Source organism: Streptomyces sp. ML-6 (genome assembly GCF_030116705.1).
In the GTDB taxonomy this organism is placed as follows: Bacteria; Actinomycetota; Actinomycetes; order Streptomycetales; family Streptomycetaceae; genus Streptomyces.
In genome coordinates this window covers 1,784,878-1,808,747 of record NZ_JAOTIK010000001.1, presented here as the reverse complement: position 1 = coordinate 1,808,747, position 23,870 = coordinate 1,784,878, and the positions used below count along the sequence as shown (strand labels likewise).

The 23,870-nt window shown below is 72.9% G+C and carries 24 protein-coding genes and 1 riboswitch; of the genes, 11 read left to right on the top strand and 13 right to left on the bottom strand.

Annotated elements, in window-relative coordinates:
* Positions 1-127: 127 nt before the first annotated feature.
* Together OCT49_RS08005 and OCT49_RS40045 are read right to left on the bottom strand one after the other, a co-directional pair.
* Positions 128-2,053, bottom strand: a complete 1,926-nt coding sequence (locus OCT49_RS08005; protein ID WP_283851188.1) for an anthranilate synthase family protein — start codon at positions 2,051-2,053, stop codon at positions 128-130.
* A gap of 91 nt (positions 2,054-2,144) precedes the next feature.
* On the bottom strand, positions 2,145-2,201 hold the full coding sequence (locus tag OCT49_RS40045; protein WP_148835614.1) for a trp operon leader peptide: 57 nt from the start codon (positions 2,199-2,201) through the stop codon (positions 2,145-2,147).
* 105 nt (positions 2,202-2,306) lie between these two features.
* Between OCT49_RS40045 and OCT49_RS08000 the strand changes: the two genes are divergently transcribed.
* Positions 2,307-3,653, top strand: a complete 1,347-nt coding sequence (locus tag OCT49_RS08000) for a class II 3-deoxy-7-phosphoheptulonate synthase (protein WP_283855714.1) — start codon at positions 2,307-2,309, stop codon at positions 3,651-3,653.
* Between the two features lie 170 nt (positions 3,654-3,823).
* Positions 3,824-4,135, top strand: coding sequence for a (2Fe-2S)-binding protein (locus OCT49_RS07995; RefSeq protein ID WP_283855713.1), 312 nt, complete (start codon positions 3,824-3,826; stop codon positions 4,133-4,135).
* 14 nt (positions 4,136-4,149) lie between these two features.
* Here the strand turns inward: OCT49_RS07995 and bfr are convergent, their stop codons facing one another.
* Positions 4,150-4,629 (bottom strand): bacterioferritin, encoded by a 480-nt coding sequence (gene bfr, locus OCT49_RS07990; RefSeq protein ID WP_283851187.1) that lies wholly within the window; start codon positions 4,627-4,629, stop codon positions 4,150-4,152.
* Positions 4,630-4,784: 155 nt separating this feature from the next.
* Here bfr and OCT49_RS07985 point away from each other — a divergent pair, with 155 nt between their 5' ends.
* Positions 4,785-5,417, top strand: coding sequence for a sulfite oxidase-like oxidoreductase (locus tag OCT49_RS07985; protein WP_283851186.1), 633 nt, complete (start codon positions 4,785-4,787; stop codon positions 5,415-5,417).
* A gap of 56 nt (positions 5,418-5,473) precedes the next feature.
* Here OCT49_RS07985 and OCT49_RS07980 read toward each other — a convergent pair whose 3' ends face one another.
* The 5 genes from OCT49_RS07980 to thiO all read right to left on the bottom strand — a co-directional run bounded on the left by OCT49_RS07980 (position 5,474) and on the right by thiO (position 10,623).
* Positions 5,474-6,349: a deoxyribonuclease IV gene (locus OCT49_RS07980; RefSeq protein WP_283851185.1), complete on the bottom strand. Its 876-nt coding sequence runs from the start codon at positions 6,347-6,349 to the stop codon at positions 5,474-5,476.
* Positions 6,350-6,356: 7 nt separating this feature from the next.
* Positions 6,357-8,273 (bottom strand): Stk1 family PASTA domain-containing Ser/Thr kinase, encoded by a 1,917-nt coding sequence (gene pknB, locus OCT49_RS07975; protein WP_283851184.1) that lies wholly within the window; start codon positions 8,271-8,273, stop codon positions 6,357-6,359.
* A gap of 111 nt (positions 8,274-8,384) precedes the next feature.
* Positions 8,385-9,179, bottom strand: coding sequence for a thiazole synthase (locus OCT49_RS07970; protein ID WP_283851183.1), 795 nt, complete (start codon positions 9,177-9,179; stop codon positions 8,385-8,387).
* 2 nt (positions 9,180-9,181) lie between these two features.
* A complete protein-coding gene (gene thiS, locus OCT49_RS07965; RefSeq protein WP_283851182.1) occupies positions 9,182-9,442 on the bottom strand; it encodes a sulfur carrier protein ThiS in 261 nt (86 codons plus the stop codon).
* The gene (gene thiO, locus OCT49_RS07960; protein ID WP_283851181.1) at positions 9,439-10,623 is read right to left on the bottom strand and encodes a glycine oxidase ThiO; all 1,185 of its coding nucleotides are present in this window, start codon (positions 10,621-10,623) and stop codon (positions 9,439-9,441) included. Before thiO ends, thiS begins: the two co-directional genes overlap by 4 nt.
* Positions 10,621-10,733: riboswitch (TPP riboswitch) on the bottom strand. Its footprint overlaps the gene before it by 3 nt.
* Before the next feature lie 51 nt (positions 10,734-10,784).
* Between thiO and OCT49_RS07955 the strand changes: the two genes are divergently transcribed.
* From OCT49_RS07955 to OCT49_RS07930, 6 genes are all read left to right on the top strand, one after another.
* Entirely contained in the window at positions 10,785-11,129 is a 345-nt protein-coding gene (locus OCT49_RS07955; RefSeq protein ID WP_283851180.1) for an avidin-fold protein, read from the top strand.
* 28 nt (positions 11,130-11,157) lie between these two features.
* Entirely contained in the window at positions 11,158-12,414 is a 1,257-nt protein-coding gene (locus OCT49_RS07950; protein ID WP_502963347.1) for an NAD(P)/FAD-dependent oxidoreductase, read from the top strand.
* Positions 12,415-12,571: 157 nt separating this feature from the next.
* Positions 12,572-12,937 carry an Rv2175c family DNA-binding protein gene (locus OCT49_RS07945; protein ID WP_283851179.1) on the top strand — a complete coding sequence of 122 codons (366 nt, stop codon included), beginning with the start codon at positions 12,572-12,574 and terminating at the stop codon, positions 12,935-12,937.
* 101 nt (positions 12,938-13,038) lie between these two features.
* Positions 13,039-13,692 (top strand): thiamine phosphate synthase, encoded by a 654-nt coding sequence (thiE, locus tag OCT49_RS07940; RefSeq protein WP_283851178.1) that lies wholly within the window; start codon positions 13,039-13,041, stop codon positions 13,690-13,692.
* 234 nt (positions 13,693-13,926) lie between these two features.
* On the top strand, positions 13,927-14,844 hold the full coding sequence (gene metF, locus OCT49_RS07935; protein WP_283851177.1) for a methylenetetrahydrofolate reductase [NAD(P)H]: 918 nt from the start codon (positions 13,927-13,929) through the stop codon (positions 14,842-14,844).
* Between the two features lie 50 nt (positions 14,845-14,894).
* Complete coding sequence (locus OCT49_RS07930; protein WP_283851176.1) at positions 14,895-15,818, top strand: hypothetical protein; 924 nt, start codon at positions 14,895-14,897, stop codon at positions 15,816-15,818.
* A gap of 76 nt (positions 15,819-15,894) precedes the next feature.
* On the opposite strand, the gene OCT49_RS07925 is transcribed toward OCT49_RS07930, so the two are convergent.
* The 5 genes from OCT49_RS07925 to OCT49_RS07905 form a co-directional block, all read right to left on the bottom strand.
* Positions 15,895-17,412 carry a phytoene desaturase family protein gene (locus OCT49_RS07925; RefSeq protein ID WP_283851175.1) on the bottom strand — a complete coding sequence of 506 codons (1,518 nt, stop codon included), beginning with the start codon at positions 17,410-17,412 and terminating at the stop codon, positions 15,895-15,897.
* 30 nt (positions 17,413-17,442) lie between these two features.
* Positions 17,443-18,060: a DUF4126 domain-containing protein gene (locus OCT49_RS07920; RefSeq protein ID WP_283851174.1), complete on the bottom strand. Its 618-nt coding sequence runs from the start codon at positions 18,058-18,060 to the stop codon at positions 17,443-17,445.
* A 416-nt stretch (positions 18,061-18,476) separates the two neighbouring features.
* Positions 18,477-19,088: a TetR/AcrR family transcriptional regulator gene (locus OCT49_RS07915; protein ID WP_283851173.1), complete on the bottom strand. Its 612-nt coding sequence runs from the start codon at positions 19,086-19,088 to the stop codon at positions 18,477-18,479.
* 29 nt (positions 19,089-19,117) lie between these two features.
* Positions 19,118-21,205 carry a YhgE/Pip family protein gene (locus tag OCT49_RS07910; protein WP_283851172.1) on the bottom strand — a complete coding sequence of 696 codons (2,088 nt, stop codon included), beginning with the start codon at positions 21,203-21,205 and terminating at the stop codon, positions 19,118-19,120.
* Complete coding sequence (locus OCT49_RS07905; RefSeq protein WP_283851171.1) at positions 21,177-22,007, bottom strand: ATP-binding cassette domain-containing protein; 831 nt, start codon at positions 22,005-22,007, stop codon at positions 21,177-21,179. The genes OCT49_RS07910 and OCT49_RS07905 overlap by 29 nt, the downstream gene beginning before the upstream one ends.
* A gap of 176 nt (positions 22,008-22,183) precedes the next feature.
* Here OCT49_RS07905 and OCT49_RS07900 point away from each other — a divergent pair, with 176 nt between their 5' ends.
* Together OCT49_RS07900 and OCT49_RS07895 are read left to right on the top strand one after the other, a co-directional pair.
* Positions 22,184-22,711, top strand: a complete 528-nt coding sequence (locus OCT49_RS07900) for an SAV_6107 family HEPN domain-containing protein (RefSeq protein ID WP_283851170.1) — start codon at positions 22,184-22,186, stop codon at positions 22,709-22,711.
* A 256-nt stretch (positions 22,712-22,967) separates the two neighbouring features.
* The gene (locus OCT49_RS07895) at positions 22,968-23,726 is read left to right on the top strand and encodes a class I SAM-dependent methyltransferase (protein ID WP_283851169.1); all 759 of its coding nucleotides are present in this window, start codon (positions 22,968-22,970) and stop codon (positions 23,724-23,726) included.
* The last annotated feature ends 144 nt before the right edge of the window (positions 23,727-23,870 follow it).

Genomic DNA, 23,870 nt, shown 5'->3' with positions numbered 1-23,870 from the left:
CCCCGGCCCGGTCCGGCGCGCCGGGAGCCCGGCCTGTTCCGGAGGACTGGGCCCCGGCCCGTTTCGGATTCCGGAGGAGCGGGGCCCCGGAAGGTCTCCCGGGGCCCCGCCCGTCTCCTCCAGCTCTTCAGCCGGCCACCGGCAGCCCCGCCAGCAGCTCCGTCACGATCGCCGAGCCGCGCAGCGTCAGTACCGACTCCGGGTGGAACTGCACCGAGGCGAAGCCCGGCCCGCGCAGGGCGTGCAGCTCACCGGTGGCCGCGTCCCGGCTCGCCCCGATGCCGCGCGCCGCCAGCGCGGTGGCCGCGTCCTCGTCGCAGCGCGCGGTGAAGCTGTTGTAGAAGCCGACCGTCTCCGGCCGCCCGAACAGGTCGATCCGGGTCTGCGCGCCCTGGTGGGGCACGGTCTTGCGGACGATGTCCAGCCCCAGCTCCGCCGCGATCAGCTCATGGCCGAGGCAGACCCCCAGCAGACCGTGCCGGTGCTCCCGGAGCAGCTCCGCGGCGAAGCCGCGCAGCAGCCGCATCTTCGGATCGGCGGCGTCGCCCGGGTCGCCCGGCCCCGGGCCCAGCACGACGGGCCCCTCGTGGGCCCGCACCAGCTCGCGCAGCCCCGGCTCGTCGTAGCGGCGCACCGCCACGTCCAGGCCCGAGGAACGCAGCAGGTGCGCCAGCATCGCGGTGAAGGTGTCCTCCCCGTCGATCACCAGCGCCCGGCCCGACAGCTCGTGGGCGCGCTCCTGCATCCGCAGCCAGAACGGCGCGAGGCCGTCCCGCCGGGCGTCCAGCGCGGCCCGCACCCGAGGGTCGCCCGCCAGCCGGGGCCGGGCCTCCTCGTCCCGCGGCCGGCCGGGCCGCACCCCGAGCGCGGTGAGCACCCCGGCCGCCTTCGCGTGGGTCTCGGCGACCTCGCCGTCCGGGTCGGAATGCCGTACGAGCGTCGCCCCGACCGGCACCCGCAACCGCCCGTCGGCCGAGATGTCGGCGGTGCGGATCAGGATCGGCGAGTCCAGGGTCTGCGTCCCGTCCGGCTCCTGCCGCAGCAGGGCCAGGGCCCCCGCGTAGTAGCCGCGCCCGCCGGCCTCGTACCGCTCGATGACCCGGCAGGCGTTCTGCACCGGGGAGCCGGTGACCGTCGCCGCGAACATCGTCTCCCGCAGCACCTCCCGCACGTCCAGCGAGGAGCGCCCGCGCAGCTCGTACTCGGTGTGCGCCAGATGGGCCATCTCCTTGAGCCGCGGCCCGACCACCACCCCGCCCATGTCGCCGACGGTGCACATCATCTTCAGTTCCTCGTCGACCACCATGGAGAGCTCCTCGGTCTCCTTGCGGTCGGCGAGGAAGGACAGCAGGCTCTCCGCCGTCGGCCCCTCGGCGGGATAGCGGTACGTTCCGCTGATCGGGTTCATCACGACGGTCCCGCCGGACATCCGCACATGCACCTCGGGACTGGCCCCGACCAGCACCCGGCCCGGCGCGGGGGCCCCTGCGGACCCGCTGCCGCCGGTGTGCACGACGAAGGTCCAGTACGCGCCCCGCTCACCGGCCAGCAACCGCCGGAACAGGGCCAGCGCGTCGGTCCGGCCGAAGCCGGGGATCTCGCCCCGGAAGGTCCGCCGGATGACGAAGTTCGCCCCCTCGCCCCGGCCGATCTCGTCCTCGACGACCCGCCGGACGATCCCGGCGTACTCCTCGTCCCCGATGTCGAAGGCCCCGCCCTCGACGCTCACGTCCTTCACCGGCAGGTGGTCCAGCACCTCGGCGAGCGGCAGCTCGTACGCCTCGTCCGCGACCAGCACGGACAGCGGCGTCCCGTCGTCGCGCACCTCGAAACCGCGCTCGGCGATCTGCCGGAACGGCACCAGGGCCAGCGAGGGCAGCGTGCCGACCGGGAGGTCGGCGAGCCGGGCGGCCTCGTGCACCCGGCCGATCAGTACGTCGACGACGTCGTGGTCGTGGCCGGGGGTGCGCCTGCGCAGCAGCGCGAACGGCGGGCAGTCGTCGCCCAGCAGCCGCTCGACGACGGCGGCGGTGCGAGGGTGCAGCGGATTCATGGGTCGTTCCTTCCGATCGGAGGAACGGCTCCCCGGGAACGAGGAAAGGCCGCCCCTCGGGCGGCCTTCGCGTGGTCTGTCGCGCGATCGATCAGTGGGCCGCCGGATGAGCGGTCCACCACCAGTTCTGGTTCTTCTGCGCGAACATGTCCCGAACCCTAGCGGACGCCGGCGCCGTCGGGACGCGCGTGTCTCACCTATTGAGCTTTCGGATGGACGCCCGGCCGGACCCCGTAGTGTTGGGGACGTGACCGTGAACGCCAATACCTCCGTCGCCGGTGGCAACACCTGGCGAGACCTTCCCGCGGCGCAGCAGCCCGAGTACCCCGATGCCGAGGCTCTGCGCGATGTGATCGCGGACCTCGCGTCGTATCCGCCGCTCGTCTTCGCGGGCGAATGCGATCAGCTGCGCGCCCGCATGGGAGCCGTCGCCAAGGGCGAGGCGTTCCTGTTGCAGGGCGGCGACTGCGCCGAGGCCTTCGACGCCGTGTCGGCCGACCACATCCGGGCCAAGCTGAAGACGCTGCTCCAGATGAGCGCCGTCCTGACCTACGCGGCCTCCGTGCCGGTGGTGAAGGTGGGCCGGATCGCCGGGCAGTACTCCAAGCCGCGCTCCAAGCCGACCGAGACCCGCGACGGCGTCACCCTGCCGACCTACCGCGGCGACTCCGTCAACGGCTTCGCCTTCACCGAGGAGGCCCGGGTCCCGGACCCGGAGCGCCTGAAGCGGATGTACCACGCCTCCGCGTCCACGCTGAACCTGGTCCGCGCCTTCACCACCGGTGGTTACGCCGACCTGCGCCAGGTGCACGCCTGGAACCAGGACTTCGTGAAGTCGTCCCCGTCCGGCCAGCGCTACGAGGCGCTCGCCCGCGAGATCGACAACGCGCTGAACTTCATGAAGGCGTGCGGCACGGACCCGGCCGAGTTCAAGGCGGTCGAGTTCTACGCCTCGCACGAGGGCCTGCTGCTGGACTACGAGTCGGCGCTGACGCGCACCGACTCGCGCACCGGCGAGCTGTACGACACCTCCGGCCACATGATCTGGATCGGTGAGCGCACCCGCCAGATGGACGGCGCGCACATCGAGTTCGCCTCGAAGATCCGCAACCCCATCGGCATCAAGCTCGGCCCGACGACCACCGTCGACGAGGCGCTCGGCTACGTCGAACGCCTCGACCCCGAGCGCGAGCCCGGCCGGCTGACCTTCATCGTCCGCATGGGCGCCGACAAGGTCCGCGACAAGCTCCCGGCCCTGGTCGAGAAGGTCACCGCGTCCGGCGCCACGGTGGCCTGGGTGACCGACCCGATGCACGGCAACACCTTCGAGGCCGCCTCCGGCCACAAGACCCGTCGCTTCGACGACGTCCTGGACGAGGTCAAGGGCTTCTTCGAGGTCCACAAGGCCCTCGGCACCCACCCGGGCGGCATCCACGTCGAGCTCACCGGCGACGACGTCACCGAGTGCGTCGGCGGCGGACACGAGATCTTCGTGGACGATCTGCACCAGCGCTACGAGACGGCCTGCGACCCGCGGCTCAACCGCAGCCAGTCCCTCGACCTGGCGTTCCTGGTCGCCGAGATGTACCGGGACCAGTAGGCATCACCGCAGGTGGCAGACGTATGACTGTGGGGCACGGATCGATGTGATCCGTGCCCCACGGGCCGTTCGGAGGCTTTCAACGCCTTCTGGCGCCAGGTAAGGTTAGGTTCGCCTCACCAATCCACGGGGAGGCGGTGAACGACCGATCCCGCCGGGAGGTGAACCGCGTGTACGTCTGCTCGTGCTTCGGCATCACGGAGAAGCAGGTCAAGGAGCACGCGGACGCCGGGGCCTGCACGCCCCGGCAGATAGCCTCCGCCTGCAAGGCGGGCACCGACTGCGGCGGCTGCGTCCGCGCCATCCAGGCCGTGCTGGGCCGGGGCGGCTGCCCGCGCCGCGAGGCGGCGGCCCGCAACCGGGCCTCCGAGACCCCGGCCGCCACCGCCACCGGGACCGGCGACCGGACCGTCGCACCCGGCACCGCCCCGGGCGTGGAGCCCGGCACCGCACCCGGCATCCGGATCCCCGACGCGGCCTGACCCGCCGGTCCGGATCAGCTGTCCGGCTGCTCGATCAGCTGGGCGATGTACAGCGGCTCACCGAGCTTCTCGACCAGTTCCAGCTGGGTGTCGAGATAGTCGATGTGGTGCTCCTCGTCCTCCAGGATCGACTCGAAGATGTTCGCCGAGGTGATGTCGCCCTTGGTGCGCATCAGCTCGATGCCGCGCTTGAGGCGGTCGATCGCCTCCACCTCGATCTGACGGTCGGCCTGGAACATCTCGGTGACGGTCTGGCCCACCCGCACGTGGAACAGCCGCTGGTAGTTGGGCAGTCCCTCGAGGAAGAGGATGCGGTCCGTGAGGACCTCCGCGTGCTTCATCTCGTCGAACGACTCCGAGCGGGTGTACTTCGCGAGCTTCGTCCAGCCGAAGTTGTCCTGCATCTTCGCGTGCAGGAAGTACTGATTGATGGCGGTCAGCTCTGCGGTCAGCTGCTCGTTCAGGAATTCGAGGACCTCGGGGTCGCCCTGCATCGCAGAGGCTCCTTCCAACCGGTGGAAACGGGCAAGTTGGCCGCATCCTCGCATTGTGTCCCGTAGTCGTCCAGTAAGTGCAGGCTTACTGTAAATTGTCCGAATCGCCCCCTCCCTGGTCGGGACCACCCCTGCCCGTCTGTCACCATGGAGGCATGGGTCAGCCGGAAAGCCGGGAACACCGCGCGTCAGAGCAGTCCGAGCTTCCGCCGGGACAACGACTCCAGCGAGGCTGGCCGGTCACCCATTACGGGCCCGTTCCCAGGTTCCGGCCCGACCGCTGGGAGTTCAGGGTCTTCGGCGCCACGGCGGACGGCGAGAAGCACTGCTGGAACCATCAGGAGTTCTCGGAGCTGCCGTTCGTCTCGGTCGTCGCCGACCTGCACTGCGTCACCAAATTCAGCATGCTGGGCGCCGAATGGGGCGGGGTTCTGGCCCGTACGATCCTGGAACTCGCGCCGCCGGCCCCGAATGTCACCCATGTGATGGTGTGGGCCGAGTACGGCTTCAGCTCGAACCTGAGACTCGCCGACTTCGCCTCGGACCGAACACTTTTCGCCACCCACAAGGGCGGGGAACTGCTCACCGCGGAGCACGGTTTCCCGCTCCGCCTCGTCGTGCCGCACCTCTATGCCTGGAAGGGGCCCAAGTGGGTCCGGGGCATCGAGTACATGACGGCCGACCGCCGCGGCTTCTGGGAGGAGCGGGGCTACCACAACATCGGTGACCCGTGGCGCGAGCAGCGGTACTCCTACCAGGAGGAACCCGGGGACGGCCCCGAGTTCTGACCCGGCGGGCCCGGGCGGGGCCCTGTCCGGCGTGTGCGCAGGGCCCGACGGCGTGTTCAGGCCGTGCCGGACGGCCCCTCCATGCCGCGCAGTCTCTTCAGCCGGGCCACGTCCGCCGCGTGACCCTCCTTGCCGCCGGGCGTCTCGATGATCAGGGGCACGCCGGCGGTCGCCGGGTGGTGGAACAGCTCGCGGAAGGGCTCCTCGCCGATGTGGCCGGAGCCGATGTTCTCGTGCCGGTCCTTGTGGGCCCCGACCACGTCCTTGGAGTCATTGGCGTGGATCAGTTTCAGCCGTCCTTCGCCGACCGTCTCCACCAGCAGGTCCAGGGTCTGCCGCATGCCCGCGGCCTCCGCCAGGTCGTGGCCCGCCGCATGGATGTGACAGGTGTCGAGGCAGACGCCGAGCCTGGGATGGGCGTCGAGCGCCTCGAAGTACGGCCCGAAGTCCCAGGTCCGGGAGCAGAGCGAGAACCCCTGCCCGGCGGTCGACTCCAGCAGCAGGTACGGGTCGTCGTCGTGCGTCAGCTCGTCCAGCAGCGGGCGCACATGGGCACGGACCTGGGCCAGGGCCTGCTCGCGCGGCCGGCCGCCGGTCGCCGACCCGGTGTGCACCACGACGCCCAGGGCGCCGATCTGCCGCGCCCGGCGCAACGAGTGGCGCAGCGACAGGACGGACCTCTCGACCGTCGCCTCCGTGTGCGAGCCGAAGTTGATCAGGTACGGGGCATGGACGTACGCCGGTACGGACCGCGCGGCGCATTCCTCCCGGAACCGTTCGTCCTGGACCGGGTCGCCGACGGGGGTCGCCCAGCCGCGCGGGTTGGCCACGAAGACCTGGACGGCCTCCGCCCCCATCTCCCGGGCGTAGGGGAGGCCGACCCTGGCGAGGCCGCCGGCCACCGGAACATGGCCACCGACCGGGTTGCGCATGTGAATCTCAGAGTCCCTTGGTCTTGATGGTGATGGTGCTGCCCTCGGGGGCCTGGTCGCCCCCGTCGACGGACTGGCTCGCGACGGTGTCGCTGAACGAGAGGAACGGGCGGTCGACCTTGACCTCGAAGCCCGCGTCCTCCAGTGCGGCCGTGGCCTCGTCGACGTCCTTCCCGGTGACGTCCGGGACGTCGATCATCCGTGGGCCCTTGGAGACCGTGAGCGTGACGGTGTCGCCCTCGGCCGCCTCCGCACCCTCGCCCGGCGACTGGCGGGCGATGTCGCCCGCCACCTCGGAGGAGTGCACCCGGCCGGGGAGCACCTCGGCCTTCAGGCCTTCCTCCTCCAGGGCCGCGGTGGCGTCCTCCACGGACAGCCCGGTGACGTCGGGGACGTCCACCGGGGTGCCCTTGCTGAGGACGAGGGCGACCGCCGAGTCCGGGTGGCGGCCGGTGTTCGCGCCGGGGTCCGTACGGATCACGTCGCCCCGCACGATGTCCTCGTCGAATTCCTTGGTGACCATGCCCGGCACCAGGCCGACCTTCTTCAGCTCCTTCCTGGCGTCGGCCAGGGAGAGGCCCCGGAGCTCGGGCACCTTCACGATCTCGGGCCCCCGCGAGACGACCAGCGTCACCGAGGCGTTGCCCCGGACGCGGGCGCCGGACTCGGGTTCGCTGCTGATGACCTTGCCGCGCTCCACGGTGTCGCTGTACCCCCGCTCGACGGTCCTGACCTCCAGGCCGGCGTCCGCGAGCCGCTTCTCGGCGGTCTTCTGGGTCTGGCCGAGCAGCGCGGGGACCCGGGTGAACTGCCCCGAGTTGATGTACCAGACGCCGGTGCCGATCCCCAGCACCAGCAGCACGGCGACGACCGCGACGAGGACGGAGCGCGGCGGCACGCCGCGGAGCCGGTCCCGCGCCGAGGGCTGCGGCGGGGGCGGCGGGGGCATCTCCAGCCGGCTGGTGTGGTGCGAGACGCCCTGGCCGTCCGGGAGCAGCCGCGGGATCACGCTGGTGCGGTCCTCGGCGGCGTCGTGCGTCTCGGCGGTGGCCTGCGGGGGTACGGCGTCCAGCTGGGCGTCGGTGAGGGGGGCGCGCGCCTCCCGGGTCCGGGCGAGCAGGGCCACCGCGTCGAACGGGCGGGCCTCGGGATCGCGGGCGGTGGCGGCGGCCACCAGCCCGTCGAGCTCCTCCGGCAGTCCGGGGACCACGGCCGACGGCGGCGGGACGTCCTCGTTGAGGTGCTGGTAGATGACCTGGGCGGGGGTCTCCCCGCCGTGCGGCTTGGAACCGGTCAGCATCTCGTACAGGACGACGCCGCAGGCGTACACGTCGGTGCGGGTGTCCGCCGTGCCGTGCTCTATCTGCTCGGGGGCGAGGTAGGAGACCGTGCCCAGGACGGACCCGGTGGTGCTGGTGACGGAGCCCACCGCCCGCACGAGGCCGAAGTCGGCGACCTTGACCCGGCCGTCGTCCCCTATCAGGACGTTCTCCGGCTTCATGTCGCGGTGCACGAAACCCGCCCGGTGCGCGGCGCCGAGGGCGGCCAGGACCGGTTCCAGGATGTCCAGCGCGGCCCTCGGCTGCAGCGCGCCCCGGTCGCGCAGCACGTCGCGCAGGGTGCAGCCCGCCACGTACTCCATCGCCAGGTAGACGTACTGCCCCTGCGCGCCCTGGTCGAAGACGGCCACCACGTTCGGGTGCGCGAGGCGGGCCACGGACTTGGCCTCGCGGATGAAGCGCTCGACGAACGTGGCGTCGGTCGCCAGCGCCGGATGCATCACCTTGAGGGCGAGAACCCGGTCGAGCCGGGTGTCCACGGCCCGGTAGACCGTGGCCATGCCGCCCACGGCGATGCGGGCATCGACGCGGTAGCGGCCGTCGAGCAGCTGCCCGACGAGAGGGTCCTGGAGGGTCGTATCCACGCAGGCGAGTCTACGAGCCGCCGCGGACCCGGCTCACGGGCCGGGGCGGGCCCGGGGCCGTACTGCAGCCGAGCCGTGACAGGGACATGAACCGCAGCTCGCCCCGGCGGCTCAGAAGGCCGGGCGCTCCGGGTCCAGCCGGGCGCGCCCCTCCACCGGCGACGACGCCTCGGCGAAGTGGCGGCGCGGAATCCGGCCCGCCCGGTACGCCAGGCGCCCGCCCGCCACCGCGTGCCGCATCGCCGCGGCCATCAGCTCGGGCTCCTGGGCCCGGGTCACCGCGGACGCCAGCATCACCGCCGCGCAGCCCAGCTCCATCGCGAGCGCCGCGTCCGAGGCCGTCCCGGCACCCGCGTCGAGGATCACCGGCACCCGGGCCTGCTCGACGATCAGCCGGAAGTTGTGCGGATTGCGGATGCCGAGGCCGGAGCCGATCGGGGAGCCCAGCGGCATGACCGCCGCGCAGCCCACGTCCTGGAGCCTGCGCGCCAGCACCGGGTCGTCGTTGGTGTACGGCAGCACGGTGAAGCCGTCGTCCACCAGGATCTCCGCGGCGTCCAGCAGCTCGATCGGGTCGGGCAGCAGGGTCCGCTCGTCGGCCACCACCTCCAGCTTGACCCAGTCGGTGCCGAGCGCCTCGCGGGCCAGCCGGGCGGTCAGCACGGCCTCGCCCGCGGTGAAGCAGCCCGCCGTGTTCGGCAGCACGCGGATGGAGAGCCGCTCCAGGACGGAGAGCACCGAGCCCTGCACGGTCGGGTCGAGGCGCCGCATCGCGACGGTGGTCAGCTCGGTGCCGGAGGCGATCAGCGAACGCTCCAGCACGTCGAGGCCGGCCGCCCCGCCCGTGCCCATGATCAGCCGGGAGCCGAAGTCGGTGCCGCCGAGGGCGAAGAGGTCGTCGGACACGGTCAGCCTCCCTGGACCGCGGTCAGGATCTCGACGCGGTCGCCGTCGGCCAGCACGACGGCGGACCACCGGCCCCGCGGCACGACGGTCTCGTTGACGGCGGCGGCCACGCCGGAGCCCGCGGTGGTGAGGGTGGCGACCAGGGCGTCCAGGGCGGTGCCCGCGGCGAGGGCACGGACCTCGCCGTTCACGGACACGGAGAGGGAGGCGCGGGACGCGCCGGGTCCGGCGGGGGAGCCGGGGCGGGATGCGGACTCGGTCATGCGGGCTGCTCCTGACGTACGGGGGCGGCGGCGGACGGGAATCGGTGCGGGGTGAAGGGGCGGGCCTGCTCGGGCGGTTCGCCCCCGGTGAGGAACTCCGCCATGACGTCACCGGTGACGGGGGTGAGCAGCACCCCGTTGCGGTGGTGGCCGGTGGCGAGGTGCAGGCCGGGCAGGGCGGTGGGGCCCAGCAGCGGGGCGTTGTCGGGGGAGGCGGGGCGCAGACCGGCCAGGGCCTCGGTGAGCGGCAGCTCGGTGATGCCGGGGACCAGCTCGTGGGCGTCCCGCAGCAGCTCGTAGACGCCGCCCGCGGTGACGGTGGTGTCCCAGCCCAGCTCCTCGCTGGTGGCGCCGACGACCAGCTCGCCGTTCTCGCGCGGGACCAGGTAGACGTGGCTGCCCCGGACCACGGCCCGCACCGTCCGGCTGAGGAAGGGCGCGTACGGGGCGGGCACGGTCAGCCGGAGCACCTGCCCCTTGACCGGCCGGACCGGCGGCACGACCTCCTCCGGCAGCCCCGGGAGCCGGCCGCTGAGACTGCCCGCGGCGAGCACGACCTGGTCGGCCGCCGGTTCCGTGCCCCCGTCGAGCACTGCCCCGGCGGCCCGGCCGCCCCGCACCGTCAGGCGTTCCGCCCGGGCCCGGTGGAAGGTCACCCCGGCCCGCTCGCAGGCGGTCAGCAGGGCGGCGGCCAGTCGGCGGGGATCGATCTGGTGGTCGCCGTCGACCCGCAGACCGCCCCGGACACCCGGCGCCAGCATCGGTTCCAGCCGACGGCACTCGCGGCCGGTGAGCCACTGGGACACCAGCCCGGACCGCTGCTGGAGGGCGTGCAGCTCCCGCAGGTGGGCGCGGTCGTCGGCGTCCAGGGCGACGGCCAGGGTGCCGCAGGTGCGAAAGCCGGTCTCCCGCCCGCTGGCCTCCTCCAGCTCGGCCACGAAGGCCGGGTAGCGGGCGGCCGAGGCGACGTTGAGACCGAGCAGCAGCTCCTCGCCGTAGTGGAGTTCGGTGACGGCGGCCAGCATGCCGGCCGCCACCCGGGCGGCCCCGCCGCCCGGTTCGGGATCGGCGACCGCGGTGCGCAGCCCGCGCTGCGCGGCCCGCCAGGCGGTCACCAGACCGATGATCCCGCCCCCGATGACGAGGACGTCGTATCCCTTCCCGTTTCCGGAAGAACGCATGGGCGTCCAGCCCCTCCCTTCGCCGGCATGACCCGGATCAGGTTCGTACGGTCGGAGGCCGCCCAGCCTCCCTCTCAGCCCGGTGCGTCCGGGCTCCCGCGAGTGTTTTACGTTGGCCACCCTAAACCCCGCCGTCCCGGCCCAGTAAGGGAGCAGTCACCGTGGCCCGTTCGCTCGACGGACTCGTCCTCGCCCCGGTCGCCGACCAGGCCCCGGGCCAGGTCGGTACCCGCACCCGCTTCGCGTACCACGAGCGGGACGGCCGGATCTGGGCCGACTACGCGGGCGGCGACGTGGTCCGCGGCCACCTCGTCGGCACCCGGGACGGCGACACCCTCGACTTCAGGTACGTCCAGCTGAAGCAGGACGGGACGACTTCCAGTGGCCACTGCGTCTCCACCGTCGTCGACCTCGCGGACGGCCGGGTCCGGCTGGAGGAACGCTGGGAGTGGGAGTCGCAGAAGGGCGGCGGGACGAGCACGGTCGAGGAGATCCCATCTTCCTGACGCAATGTCAGGTGCTTATGGTGTACGGGTGAGCGATCAGCAGCAGTCAGAGCAGCCGGACCGGCGGCCGGGGCGCCGCGTCGTCGTCGTGGGCGCGGGCATGGCGGGTGTGCAGACCGCGGTGGCCCTGCGGGAGCAGGGCTTCACCGGCCCCGTCACCCTGATCGGCGCCGAACCCCACCAGCCCTACGACCGGCCCCCGTTGTCCAAGGCGGTGCTGCTCGGCAAGGCCGAGGACTCCGCCTTCGAGGTCGACTTCGAGGCGCTGGACATCGAACTGCGGCTGGGCGTCGAGGTCACCGGCCTGCGACCGGACGCGCACGAACTGGACACCCCCTCGGGCCCCGTCGGCTACGACGTCCTGGTGATCGCGACCGGCGCCGAACCGGTCGTGCTGCCTGGCACCGAGGGCGTCCCCGGCGTCCACCTGCTGCGCACCCTCGACGACGCGGCCCGGCTGCGCCCGGTCCTCGAGGGACAGCACGACGTGGTGGTCGTCGGCGCGGGCTGGATCGGCGCCGAGTTCGCCACCGCGGCCCGCGCCGCCGGCTGCGGGGTCACCGTCGTCGAGGCCGCCGACCGCCCCCTCGCGGGCGCGATGCCCGCCGAGGTCGCCGCCCCGATGGCCGACTGGTACGCCGGGGCCGGCGCCGAACTCCTCACCGGGGCCCGGGTCGACCGGATCGAACCGGGCCGGGTGGTCCTCGCGGACGGCCGTACGCTCCCGGCCGGGGCGGTCGTCGTCGGAATCGGCGCCCGGCCCGCCACCGGCTGGCTGGCCGGCTCCGGCATCGCGCTCGGCCCCGACGGATCGGTGACCGCGGACGAGGCGCTGCGCACCTCGGCACCCGACGTGTACGCGGTCGGCGACTGCGCCTCGTTCCCCTCCGCCCGGTACGGCGAACGCCTGCTCGTCCACCACTGGGACAACGCCCTCCAGGGCCCGCGCACCGCCGCCGCCAACATCATCGGCGCGACGGCCGGCGGCGCCTTCGAGCCGCTGACGTACGACCCCGTGCCGTACTTCTGGTCCGAGCAGTTCGACCGGTTCGTGCAGTACGCGGGCCACCACGGCGACGCCGACACCCTGCTGTGGCGCGGCGACCCGGCGGATCCCGCCTGGTCGGTGTGCTGGCTGCGGGACGGCGTCCTGGTCGCGGTCCTCGCCGTCGGCCGCCCGCGCGACCTGGCGCAGGGGCGCAAGCTCATCGAGGCGGGGGCATCGCTCGATCCGGAACGGGCCGCCGACCCCGCCGTGCCGCTGAAGACGGCGGTCCGCGGCTGAGGAGGGCCCGCCGGACGGCGCGCCTCCGGCGTCCGGGAGGGGAGAGGGCCTGCGGGGCCGGCGAGGGGGAGAGGAGGGGCCGGGGGAGCGGTTCCGGAGGCCCTGAAGGGCCGAGTCCGGGTATCGGCTGTCGGTGCGGGATGGCAGGCTTGTCCTTGTGACCGAGATTGACGCAAAGATCGATGCTCTCGTCCCTGCCTGGCTCCACCTCCCCGACATCGCAGAAATGCTCGGTGTCGAGGTGACGCGTGTGCGGCAGCTGGTCAAGGAGGGCCAGCTGATCGCCGTACGCCGTGGTGAGAACCGGGCGCTCCAGGTGCCGGCCGCCTTCATCGACGGCACCAAGGTGGTCAAGGGCCTCTCCGGCACCCTGACGCTCCTGAAGGACGACGGCTACACCGACGAAGAGATGCTGGAGTGGCTCTTCACCCCCGACCCGACCCTGCCGGGCACCCCCGCCCAGGCACTGAGCGAGAATCGCGGCACGGAGGTGAAGCGCCGCGCCCAGGCGCTCGCCGTCTGAACCACCGGCCCGGTGCGAGCGGGCGGACGGCGCGGTCCCGCGCCGCCCGCCCCGGCCCCGGGCCGCCTTCCGCACCGCTCTCCCAGGGGGGAACCGCACCGATGTCCACGCTCCGCGCGTCGCTGTCCGAAGCCCGGCTCTATCTGTGCACGGACGCCCGCAGGCGCCAGGGCGACCTCCCCGCGTTCCTCGACGCCGTCCTCGCCGCCGGGGTGGACATCGTCCAGCTGCGCGACAAGGGCATGGAGGCGGCCGAGGAGCTCGACCATCTCGCCGTGTTCGCCGACGCGTGCCGACGCCACGGCAAGCTCCTCGCGGTGAACGACCGGGCCGATGTCGCCCACGCCATCGGCTCCGACGTGCTGCACCTCGGCCAGGGCGACCTGCCGGTGTCCGCCGCCCGCGCCATCCTCGGCGACGACGTGCTGATCGGCCGCTCCACGCACGCCGGGCCCGAGGTCGACGCGGCCGTCGCCGAGCCCGGCGTGGACTACTTCTGCACCGGCCCCTGCTGGCCCACCCCGACCAAGCCCGGACGGCACGCCCCGGGCCTCGACCTCGTCCGGTACGCCGCCTCGCTCGACCAGCCGCGCCCCTGGTTCGCCATCGGCGGCATCGACGCCGGCAACCTCGACGAGGTGCTGGACGCCGGTGCCCGCCGGGTGGTCGTCGTACGGGCGATCACCGAGGCCGCCGACCCGGGCGCCGCCACCGCCGAGCTGGCCCGCCGGATCAGGGCGCGCGCCGGAGCGTGAGCCCGGCCGTCCGGCCGGGGCCACGGCCACGGCCGGGGACGGACAGTCGGGCCCGTGACCGGGCCGGATGCCCGCGACGGGACCGGAAGCGAACGTCCGGAACGGGGGCCGGAGACGGACGTTCAGGGGCGTGATTCGGCCCGGCTGTCCGAAGGATGGACAAACAATCCGTCAATTAGGACAATTCACCCTGGTCCGGTCCTATGGCCCTCATGCTCTGGTTAACCTGCGGGTATGGCCCTTGGCACACCATCCATCAGGACGGATCACGCCCCCACGGTGCGTGAACTCCTCGCGACCGGCAAGACCTCCTACTCCTTCGAGTTCTGGGCTCCCAAGACCGAGCAGGGCGAGCGGAACCTCTGGAACGCGCTGCGCCGGGTCGAGGCGGTGAGGCCGAGCTTCGTCTCCGTGACCTACGGGGCCGGCGGTTCCACCCGGGCCGGGACGGTGCGGGCCACCCAGCAGATCGCGGCCGATTCCACCCTCACCCCGGTCGCCCACCTCACGGCGGTCAACCACTCCGTCGCCGAGCTGCGCAACATGATCGGGCAGTACGCGGACGCCGGGATCCGGAACATCCTCGCCGTGCGCGGGGACCCGCCGGGCGACCCGATGGGCGAATGGGTCAAGCACCCCCAGGGCGTGCGGTACGCGGCGGACCTCGTCCACCTCATCAAGGAATCCGGTGATTTCTGCGTCGGCGTCGCGGCATTTCCCGAGATGCACCCGCGTTCGACCGACTGGGACACCGACATCCGGCATTTCGTGGACAAATGCCGGGCCGGTGCCGACTATGCGATCACCCAGATGTTCTTCGACCCGGAGGATTATCTGCGGATGCGTGACCGAGTGGTCGCCACGGGTTGCGAAACCCCGATCATTCCCGAGGTCATGCCGCTGACCAGCGTCAAACAGCTGGACAGATTCGCGCAGCTCAGCAACGCGTCCTTCCCCGCGTCCCTGAAAGAACGGATCCTCGCGGCCAAGGACGATCCCGCCGCTGTACGCTCCATTGGAATCGACTTCGCCACGCAGTTCTGCGCGAGGCTGCGATCCGAGGGTGTGCCCGGATTGCACTTCATCACGCTCAACAACTCGACGGCGACGCTCGAAATCTACGAGAATCTCGGACTGCACAAGCAGTCGTGACCGGCCGTACCCGCCGCTACCCGGCGCGGTGGCCGTAGGAGGGGGCGGGCATGGGCTGGACGGTCCTCTACATCGCGTTCGGAATCGTCGCGCTGTGGCTGCTCGGTGAAGTGCTCCTGCAGTACAAGGCGCGCCTTCGCTGGAGACTTCTGGCCTTCGCGGGCTTCGCCTGCGTGGTCGTCGGGGTACTCATCCCGTCCGTGCTCGTCATCGTCCTCGGCGCGATCGCCTTCGCGGTCGGGCAGACCCAGGTCACGCTGTCCTTCCGGCGGGGCTTCTCCACCGGCTGGGCCATAGGGGGCAACCCCGGCGCGAGCCGGCGCCGCAAGGGCGGGAACGGGGACGGGCGGCAGGGCCGCGGACCCACGCTCCAGGTCTCGGACCTGGAGCTGGAGCACGGCGGGCAGACCCCGCCGCCGCCCGCCCAGGCCCCCGCGGTCTACGAGCCGGAGCCCATGCCGGACGACACCGGGCAGTACGGCGTCTACTCCGGCGGCCACCAAGCGCGCCAGGACGACCAGCCCGACCCCCTCCCGCAGCAGCCCCCCTACACCCCGTACGACTCCTACGCCGAGCCCACCGCCGCGTACGGCGCACCGGGCCAGGACGCGTACGCCGCCCAGGACCCGCTCGCCGGGCAGTACGACTACGGCACGCAGCAGCAGTACGCCGCGTACTCCGACCCCTACATCGGGACCGGCACCGCCGGGGGCCCCGCGGGGTACTCCTCGTACGACGGCAACGAGTACGACAGCTTCGGGGGCCGGCAGCAGTACGCCCCCGACCCGTACGCCCCCGACCCGTACGCCCAGCAGCCGTACACCGACACCCCGCCCGGCGGCGTCTGGGTGCCGCAGCAGCGCGAGGGCGAGCAGTACCCCGTCACGCCCCCGGAGCAGCCCGCCCACCCCGGCCCGCCCCCGAACGGCTACAACAACGGCAGCGGCTACGACGAACAGCAGTACCGCTACTGAGCCGTTGCCGACGGCGGGCGGCCCCGCGGTCCGGGCGGCCTGGGGAGCCCGGACCGGCCGGCCGGCCTCCGGGCGCTCACTGGGAGCCCCGGAACCCGTCCCCCTCCACGATCAGTCCGGCGACCAGGGCCCCCGACATGCCCGCGTGGGCGAGTCCACCGCCCGGATGCGACCAGCCGCCCGCGGCGTAGAGCCCCCGCAGCCGGGTGCGGTTGCCCGGACGCAGATACGCGCCGCCCGCCCCGGCCAGCACGGGCGCGGGCACCGAACCGCCCTCCGCGCCGGTCTGCGCCGCCGTCTCCGCCGGGGTCCGCACCTCGGCGTGCAGCAGCCGCTCCCGTATCCCGGGCACGGCCGAGGCGGCGGCCCCGATCAGCGAGTCGGCGCACCGCTCGCGCACTGCGGGGTCCGTCCAGTCCACCGGGCCGTGCGGGGCGACCGTCGCCATCAGCGTCACCGCCTCGTGGTCGTCGTCGGGGCGGGTCGACGGGTCGTCCGGGCGCAGCACCGTCACCGTGGGGTGTTCGGCGAGCCGTCCGCCGAACACCGCCTCGCGCTCCGCCGCACCGTCCGCCGGGTGCACCAGCGTCCGGTGCACGGTGTCCGCGGACCGGGCGCCGCGCAGCGAGAGCAGCACCAGGAACCGGCCCGGCACCAGCTCCTGGCCCGCACCCTGCCGGGTCGTCACGTCCTCGTCCTGCCAGGACTCCTGACCCGGCACCAGGCCGGGACGGGGCGGGGCGCCCAGCACCACGTGGTCGGCCTCGGCGACCGTCCCGTCCGCCAGCTCGACCCCCGCCGCCCGGCCGTCCTTCTCGACGACCCGGGTCACCTCGCACCCCAGGACGAACTCCACCCGCCGGGCCAGGCACCGCTCGTGCACCGCCTGCGCCAGGGCCCGGATGCCGCCGGAGACGTACCAGCTGCCGAACGTCTCCTCCATGTACGGCAGCAGGGCCGCCGACGCCGGTGCGCGCACCGGGTCGAGCCCGTACGACAGGGCGTACCCGTCGAGGAGCGAGGCCAGCCGGGGGTCCGCCAGCTCCCACGCGCCGACCTCCGCCACCGTGCCCGCCTGCCGGGCGGAGCGCAGCAGCCGGCGCTGCCGGAGCGCCGGATAGGGATCGCGCCCGAACACCTCCCGGTCGGGGCGCAACGGCTCCTCCAGCAACGGACGCCGCGACCGGTCCCAGGCATCGCGCGCCCGGTCGAGGAACCCGCCCCACGCCGCGCCCGCGCCCCCGCCGAGCGCCGCGTCCAGGGCGGAGACCACCCCGGCCCGCGAGGCGTTCGGCAGCGACACCGCCGTACCGTCCGCGAACAGGTGCCGGCTCGCCGGATCGACCTGGACCAGCTCCACGCACCGCTCCAGCGGTTCCTTGCCCGTCTTCACGAACAGGTCGCGGTAGACGGCGGGCAGATGGAGCAGCGCCGGACCGGTGTCGAAGACGAAGCCCTCCCGGGCGTACCGGCCCACCGAACCGCCGAAGGTCTCCGACCGCTCGTACACCGTCACCCGGTGGCCTGCCACGGCGAGCCGGGCGGCCGCCGCCATCGCGCCCATCCCGGCGCCGATCACCGCAATACGTGCCATGTCAGTGACCTTAACGGCCGCCGCCGACGGTCAGCCCGGCGGCTGGTAGGTACCCGCCCGGGCCAGTCGCCGCTCCTCGCGCCGCTGCTTCCTGCGCCGCAGGAAGCGCCGGATCCGGGAGAACAGGAAGGCCACGATCACGATGCCGAGCAGCAGCAGCGACCCCGCGACGACCGAGGCCGCCACCGGATGGAATATCGCGAAGGTGATGATCCCGGCGACGCCCAGGTCCTCGACGATGCTCACGACGATGTTGCTGAACGGTTCGGGAGAGGAGTTGACCGCCATTCTGGTGCCGGCCTTCACCAGGTGGCTCACCAGTGCGGTGGACCCGCCGATCGCCGCCGCCGCGAGCTCCGGCAGCGAACCGTCGTCACCGGCCAGCAGCGCCGCCACGACGGCACCGGACACCGGCCTGATGACGGTGTGCACCGAGTCCCAGACCGAGTCCACGTACGGGACCTTGTCCGCCACCGCCTCGCAGAGGAAGAGCACACCGGCCACCACCAGGACGTCGGTGCGCTGGAGGGCGTCGGGCACCTCCTCGCTCAGACCGGTCGTACCGAAAATGCCGAGGAGCAGGACCACCGCGTAGGCGTTGATCCCGCTGGCCCAGCCGCTTGTGAACACCAGAGGGAGTACGGACACGGAGGCGATCGTAAGCCAGTTGGCGTACGGCGCGGGACGGGTTCGGCGCGCAGGTCTGAGTATCCGTACCTAGACCGCGAGATGAGTAGGTACGCGGATGGGCTCCCGCCTCACCGGGCGGGAGAGTGGGGGCACGGGGAGGGGCGCCGCGCAGGCACCGCCGGCACGGGGCGGCGGAACGGTCGCGGCACTCCCCTCCGGAACGGGGGAGCACGACGGAGGACTCGGGGCCACGGGGGACACGGGGCCGCGGGGAAAGTTCTCCAGCAGTTACGGAAGGCGCCGGTCCGGCGCGGACCCGGGACACCGGGTCTTATCGGACCGGCGCCTTCCGTATGCGCTCCTGCCCGTGGTGCGGTTCTGTCCGCCGTGCGGTTCCGTGCGTCGCGCGCTTCCGTCCCGTCGGGGCGGGCGGCTCAGCGCCCGCTGACCCGCCCGTGCAGCAGCAGCGACAGCGCCGAGTGCACGTCGTCGATCGACCGCCCGGGCTGGAACGCCTGCCAGTCCAGGGCCGCCACCAGCACCATGCCGACCAGCGCGGCGGCCGTCAGCGGAATGTCGATCTCCCGGCTCAGCTCGCCGTTCTCCACCCCTTCGCGCAGCACGCCCTCGACCACCGCGACGGCTTCCTGACGCACCACCAGGAGGGTTCCCTGCCAGGCCCGGTTGGTGCGCCACAGCTCCGCGACGTACAGCTGGGTGAACGCCGGATACCGGTCGATGAAGACCAGGCCGGCCCGGATCATCGCGTCCAGCGCCTCGACCCGGGTGCCGCCGCGCCGCCCGGTCTCCTCGGCCGCGGAGCGCAGCGAGGCGGTGAGCAGCCCGACGCCGTGCCGCAGCAGCTCCTCGAAGAGTTCGGTCTTGCTCTTGAAGTTGTAGTAGACCGTGCCCTTGGCGACCCCGGCGCGCTCGGCGATCTCGTCCACCGTGGTGGCCGAGAAGCCCTTCTCCGCGATGAGGGTCACGGCCGCCTCGTAGAGCTTCTGCCGGGTGGCCCGGCGACGCGTGGTGCTGCTGCTTTCCATGCCCCTGATTCTCACAGGTCCCGACCCGCTCACAGGCTCAGTTCCGGGTGGAGGCGGTCCAGGGTCCACACCTGCTTGCGGCGTGCGGCGACCGCGGTCAGGGCGAGCGCCCCGGCCGTGAAGGCCAGCAGCACCGCGCTGCCCTGCCAGACCGGTCCGAGCCCGCCGCCGGTGATCAGCCGGCGCAGCCCCTCGACGATGTAACTCATCGGCAGGTAGGGGTGGATCGCGTTGAAGAACCCGGGGCTGGTCTGGACGGGGTACGTGCCGCCGGCCGAGGTCAGCTGGAGCATCAGCACCGCCAGGACGAGGATCCGCCCCGCGGCACCGAACCGGGCGTTCAGCCACTGCACGATCGCCGCGAAGCAGCAGGTCACCAGGGCCAGGAAGGCGATAGTCCCGGCGGCCCGGGTCATCTGCAGCCCCAACCCCCAGTGCAGGACGGCCATCAGGGCGGCCACCTGGAGCAGCCCGATCGCGGCCACCGGCAGCCAGCCCGCGAAGGCGATCCGCCAGGCGGAGGCCCCGGCGGCGAGCGCCCGCCGGTTGAGCGGCTGGATCAGCATGTACGCCACCATCGCGCCGACCCACAGGGAGAGCGGGATGAAGTACGGGGCGAAACCGGTGCCGTAGTTGGGGGCCTCGTGCAGCGACTCGGAGGCCAGCTGCACCGGGTCGGCCATGACGCCCGTCCGGGCGTCGCGGTCCTTCTTGTCGTAGTCGGGGATCTTGCCGACGCCGTCGCCGAGCCCCTCGGCGAGGGTGGTCGAGCCGTCGCCGAGCCGGATCAGCCCGCTGTCCAGGTTCACCGCGCCCTTCCTGAGGTCGCTCACCCCGGTGTCCAGGTCGGCGGAACCGGTCCTGGCCGTGACGAGGCCGGTGTGCAGGTCGTTCGCCCCCTTGGCGACCTTGTGCGCGCCGGTGTTCAGCGCGTTGACCTTCTTGACGGCGGACGCCAGGTCCTCGTCCAGGCGCGGCGCGTGCTCGGCCAGGTCCTCGGCCTGACGCTGAAGGGTGGTCAGCCGGGTGCTCAGCTTCTTCAGGTCCCCGTTCTGGTTCGTGACCAGTACGTTCACGTCGTCGGCGACCTTCGCGACATCGGCCGCGGCGGTCATGGCGCGCTTCAGCGGCGGGCAGAGGGCGGGGTCGGCCTCCTGCTCCTGCGCACAGCTGGTGCGGTGGAGCTCGGCCAGGTCGTCGGAGGCCGTGCGGGCGGCGGTGGCCGCGGTGGGGGCGGCCTTCACGAGCAGGTCGAGGTTGTCCCGCACGGTCTGCGAGGAGTCGGCGACCAGCCGGGCGGTGTCGCCGATCGACTTGCCGTTGTCCTTCAGGAACGGACGGGCGTCGGCCGCCATCCCGTTCACCTTGTCGGCGAGCTGCTGGGTGCCCTCGGCCACCTGGCGGGAGCCGGTCTCGAGGTCGCTCGCGCCCTTGTCCAGCTTGCCGATGCCGTCGGCCAGCCGGCCGCTGCCGGCCTTGGCGTCCTTCAGCCCGTCCGCGAGGTCCTGCGAGCCCTTCTTCGCCTTGCCGATGCCGCCCTTGAGGTCGTCGGCGCCCTTGGCGGCCTTCTCCGTCGCGTCGTGGAGGTCGGAGAAGTTGATGAAGATCCGGTCGAGGAAATCGCGTGAGGCGTTGGTCGACGCGGCGGTGCGCACCTCGGAGAACACCGACCGGGAGATCTGCCCCACGATGTAGTTGTTGGCGTCGTTGGTGCGCACCTGGAGCGCGCCGGTCTCGGGGGAGTCGCCCGAACTGGACGCGATCCGCTCGCTGAAGTCCGAGGGCATGGTGAGCGAGAGGTAGTACGTGCCGTCCTCGACGCCCTCGGCGGCCTCGGCGGAACTCACCTCGTGCCAGTCGAACACCTTGGAGTCGAGGAGCTTGTCGGTGATCTCGTCACCGGCCGTGATGCGCTTCCCGGCCGCGGTGGCGCCCTTGTCGTCGTTGACCAGCGCGACGGGGATTTTGTCGAGGCGCCCGTACGGGTCCCAGAAGGACCACAGGTACAGGGCGCCGTAGAGCAGCGGCAGGAGCAGGAGCGCGACCAGTGCGGCGCGCGGCAGCTTTCCCCTGCCGAAGCGCTTGAGCTCAAGCGCGGCCAGCTTCGGCGAACGCATCGGCCGTCTCCTTCCCGGTCGTGGTTCCGTCGGCCGTGCCGGCCGTGTTCTGCGGGTCGTCCGTGCCGTCGGCCGTGCTCTTCGCGCCGTTGCCGTGCGCGTCGTTCCCGGTGCCGGTGCGCAGGGTGAGGGCGTCCTCGGGGGCCTGGCTGCAGACGGCGAGCACGGTCGTGCCGCCGGCCGCGACGGACCGCAGCAGCTCCCACGCCTCGGCCCGCTCGGAGTCGGAGAGCTTGAGGTCGGTGTCGTCCACCGCGAGCAGCCGGGGGCCGCCGATCAGCGCCAGTGCGACGGAGAGCCGCAGCGCCTCCAGCCGCTCCAGATCCCGTACGGAGGTCCGCTCGGCCTTGGGCAGGGTGGCCGGGTCGAGCCCCGCGGCGGCCAGCGCCGTGTCGATCCGCTCCTGCGCGGTGGCGATCCGCTCGGCGCGCGGGCGCAGCAGGGCGCGCAGCGAACCGCCGTAGCGGCGCTGGAGCAGGGCCCGCTCGCGCAGGTGCTCGGCGACGGTGAAGGCCGGGTCGAGCTCGCTGACGCCGGGCACCGGGCCCAGGGCGCAGACGCGGCGCACCGCCGCCATCTTGCGCGGCAGACGCAGTCCGCCGATCTCCGCGTGACCCTCGGTGGGGCGCATCCGGCCGGTGAGGGCGAGCAGCAGGCAGGTGCGGCCGGAGCCGGAGGGGCCCTCGATCGCCACCAGCGAGCCGGGCCGGGCCTCGACGTCCACGCCGCGGAAGGCCCAGCCGCGCGGCCCCTTGAGCCCGAGATTTCCGGCAGTGACGGCTGCCCCGTGCGGGCTGTCCACTGACCCTCCCCTGATTTTGAACTGACCAGTCAGTGCAAAAAGGTAGCCCGAACTTGCGATCGAGGCAAAAGAGCAGGTCAACGCCGTTGTGACGGGAACTGTCAGTGGTGCCCCTCACGATGGATGCATACGGCCACGGAGTCGTTGAGTCGTTGTACGAGACAGGAGGTTTCGTCATGGCCCACTCGTCCGCAGCAGCCGCACCCCGGCGCCGCGCAGACGGCCCTGCCCCCTCACCGACCGGTCCGGCAAGCGATGTCCACCCCGTCCTGCGACGCACCACCGCCCCGCCGGCCGCCCTCGATCTGCTCGCCCAGGCCCGCGCCGGCCTCGACGAGGCAGCCGTTCTCGATGTGCCGAACGAGCGGTACGCCACCGCCCACCTCGCCGCGCTGCGGACCGCGGCCGCCGTGCTGGCCGCGCGGGGCCGCCCGGAGACGTCCCGGCGACGCCGGGAGCGCATCCGCAGCGCCTGGGAGGTCCTCCCCGAAATAGCCCCGGAGCTGACCGAGTGGAGCGCGCTGTTCGCCTCCGGCGCCGCTCGCAGGGCCCGTGCGGAAGCCGGCATCCCGGGCGCCGCCGGCCGTCGGGACGCCGACGACCTGCTGCGTGACGCGGCGATGTTCCTGCGCCTGGTCGAGCGGCTGCTGGTGCTCCAGCCGGTGCTCCCGCAGTACCGGAAGGAGCGGCCCGAGACGGCATGACGGGCGCCCCGGGCCGGGGCGGGGAGCCCCGCCCCGGGTGGCAGCCGCCCCGGCCCGGGGCGGCAGTCGGTCCGGACCGGGCGGGGGGAGTGGACAGGACCGAGGCGGCGGAAGCTCCGGTGCGGGGTGTCGGGGCGGCCGGACGCGGGATGAGGGCACCGGCGGCGCGAGGCAATAGGGTGGACAGCACTCGTACCACCTGCACTGTTCACGCTCCCGCCGTCAGTGGCGGCACCGTGCCGAGGAGTCATCTGCCGTGTCGGACCAGCTGCGCCCCCGCGCCTCCCTCCGTACCGCCGTGGTCTGGGACGTACTCAAGGACGCCCTCGACCTCCGGGTCAAGGCGACCGGCAGGGACGCCCTGGACGTCCTGGACACCGGCGGCGGCACCGGAAACTTCGCGGTACCGGTCGCCCGCCTCGGCCACCGCGTCACCGTCGTCGACCCCAGCCCCAACGCGCTCTTCGCGCTGGAGCGCCGGGCGGCCGAGGCCGGGGTCGCCGACCGGGTCCGCGGTGTGCAGGGCGACATCCACGGACTGTTCGAGGTGGCCGAGCGCGGTGGTTACGACGCGGTGCTGTGCCACGGCGTCCTGGAGTACGTGGACGAACCCGCCGAGGGGGTGCGCAACGCGGTGGACGCGCTCCGTCCGGCCGGAGCGCTCAGCCTGCTCGCCGCCGGGCTCGGCGGCGCGGTCCTGGCACGGGCGCTCGCCGGTCACTTCACGGAGGCCCGGCAGGCGCTCGGCGACCCGGCGGGCCGCTGGGGCGAGGGGGACCCGGTGCCTCGGCGCTACACCGCGGACCAGCTCACCGAGCTGGTGTCCGGGGCCGGCGTCGAGGTCGGTGCGGTCCACGGGGTGCGGGTCTTCGCGGACCTCGTGCCCGGCGTCCTGGTGGACACCGAGCCCGGTGCGATGGAGGCCCTGCTCAAGCTGGAGGCCGCGGCGGCGGAGCTGCCCGCCTTCCACTCGGTCGCGACGCAGCTGCACGTTCTGGGCACGAAGCGCGCCTGAGCGCGAGCCGGTGCGGCGGCCGCCCGCGGCCGCGGTACGGCTGATCAGCGGCGCAGCGGCAGACGGAGTACGCCCCGGACCCCCCGATCGGGGGCTTCGCCCCGTATGATCGGGGGACACCATCCGGCATGACGGATCGGAGGT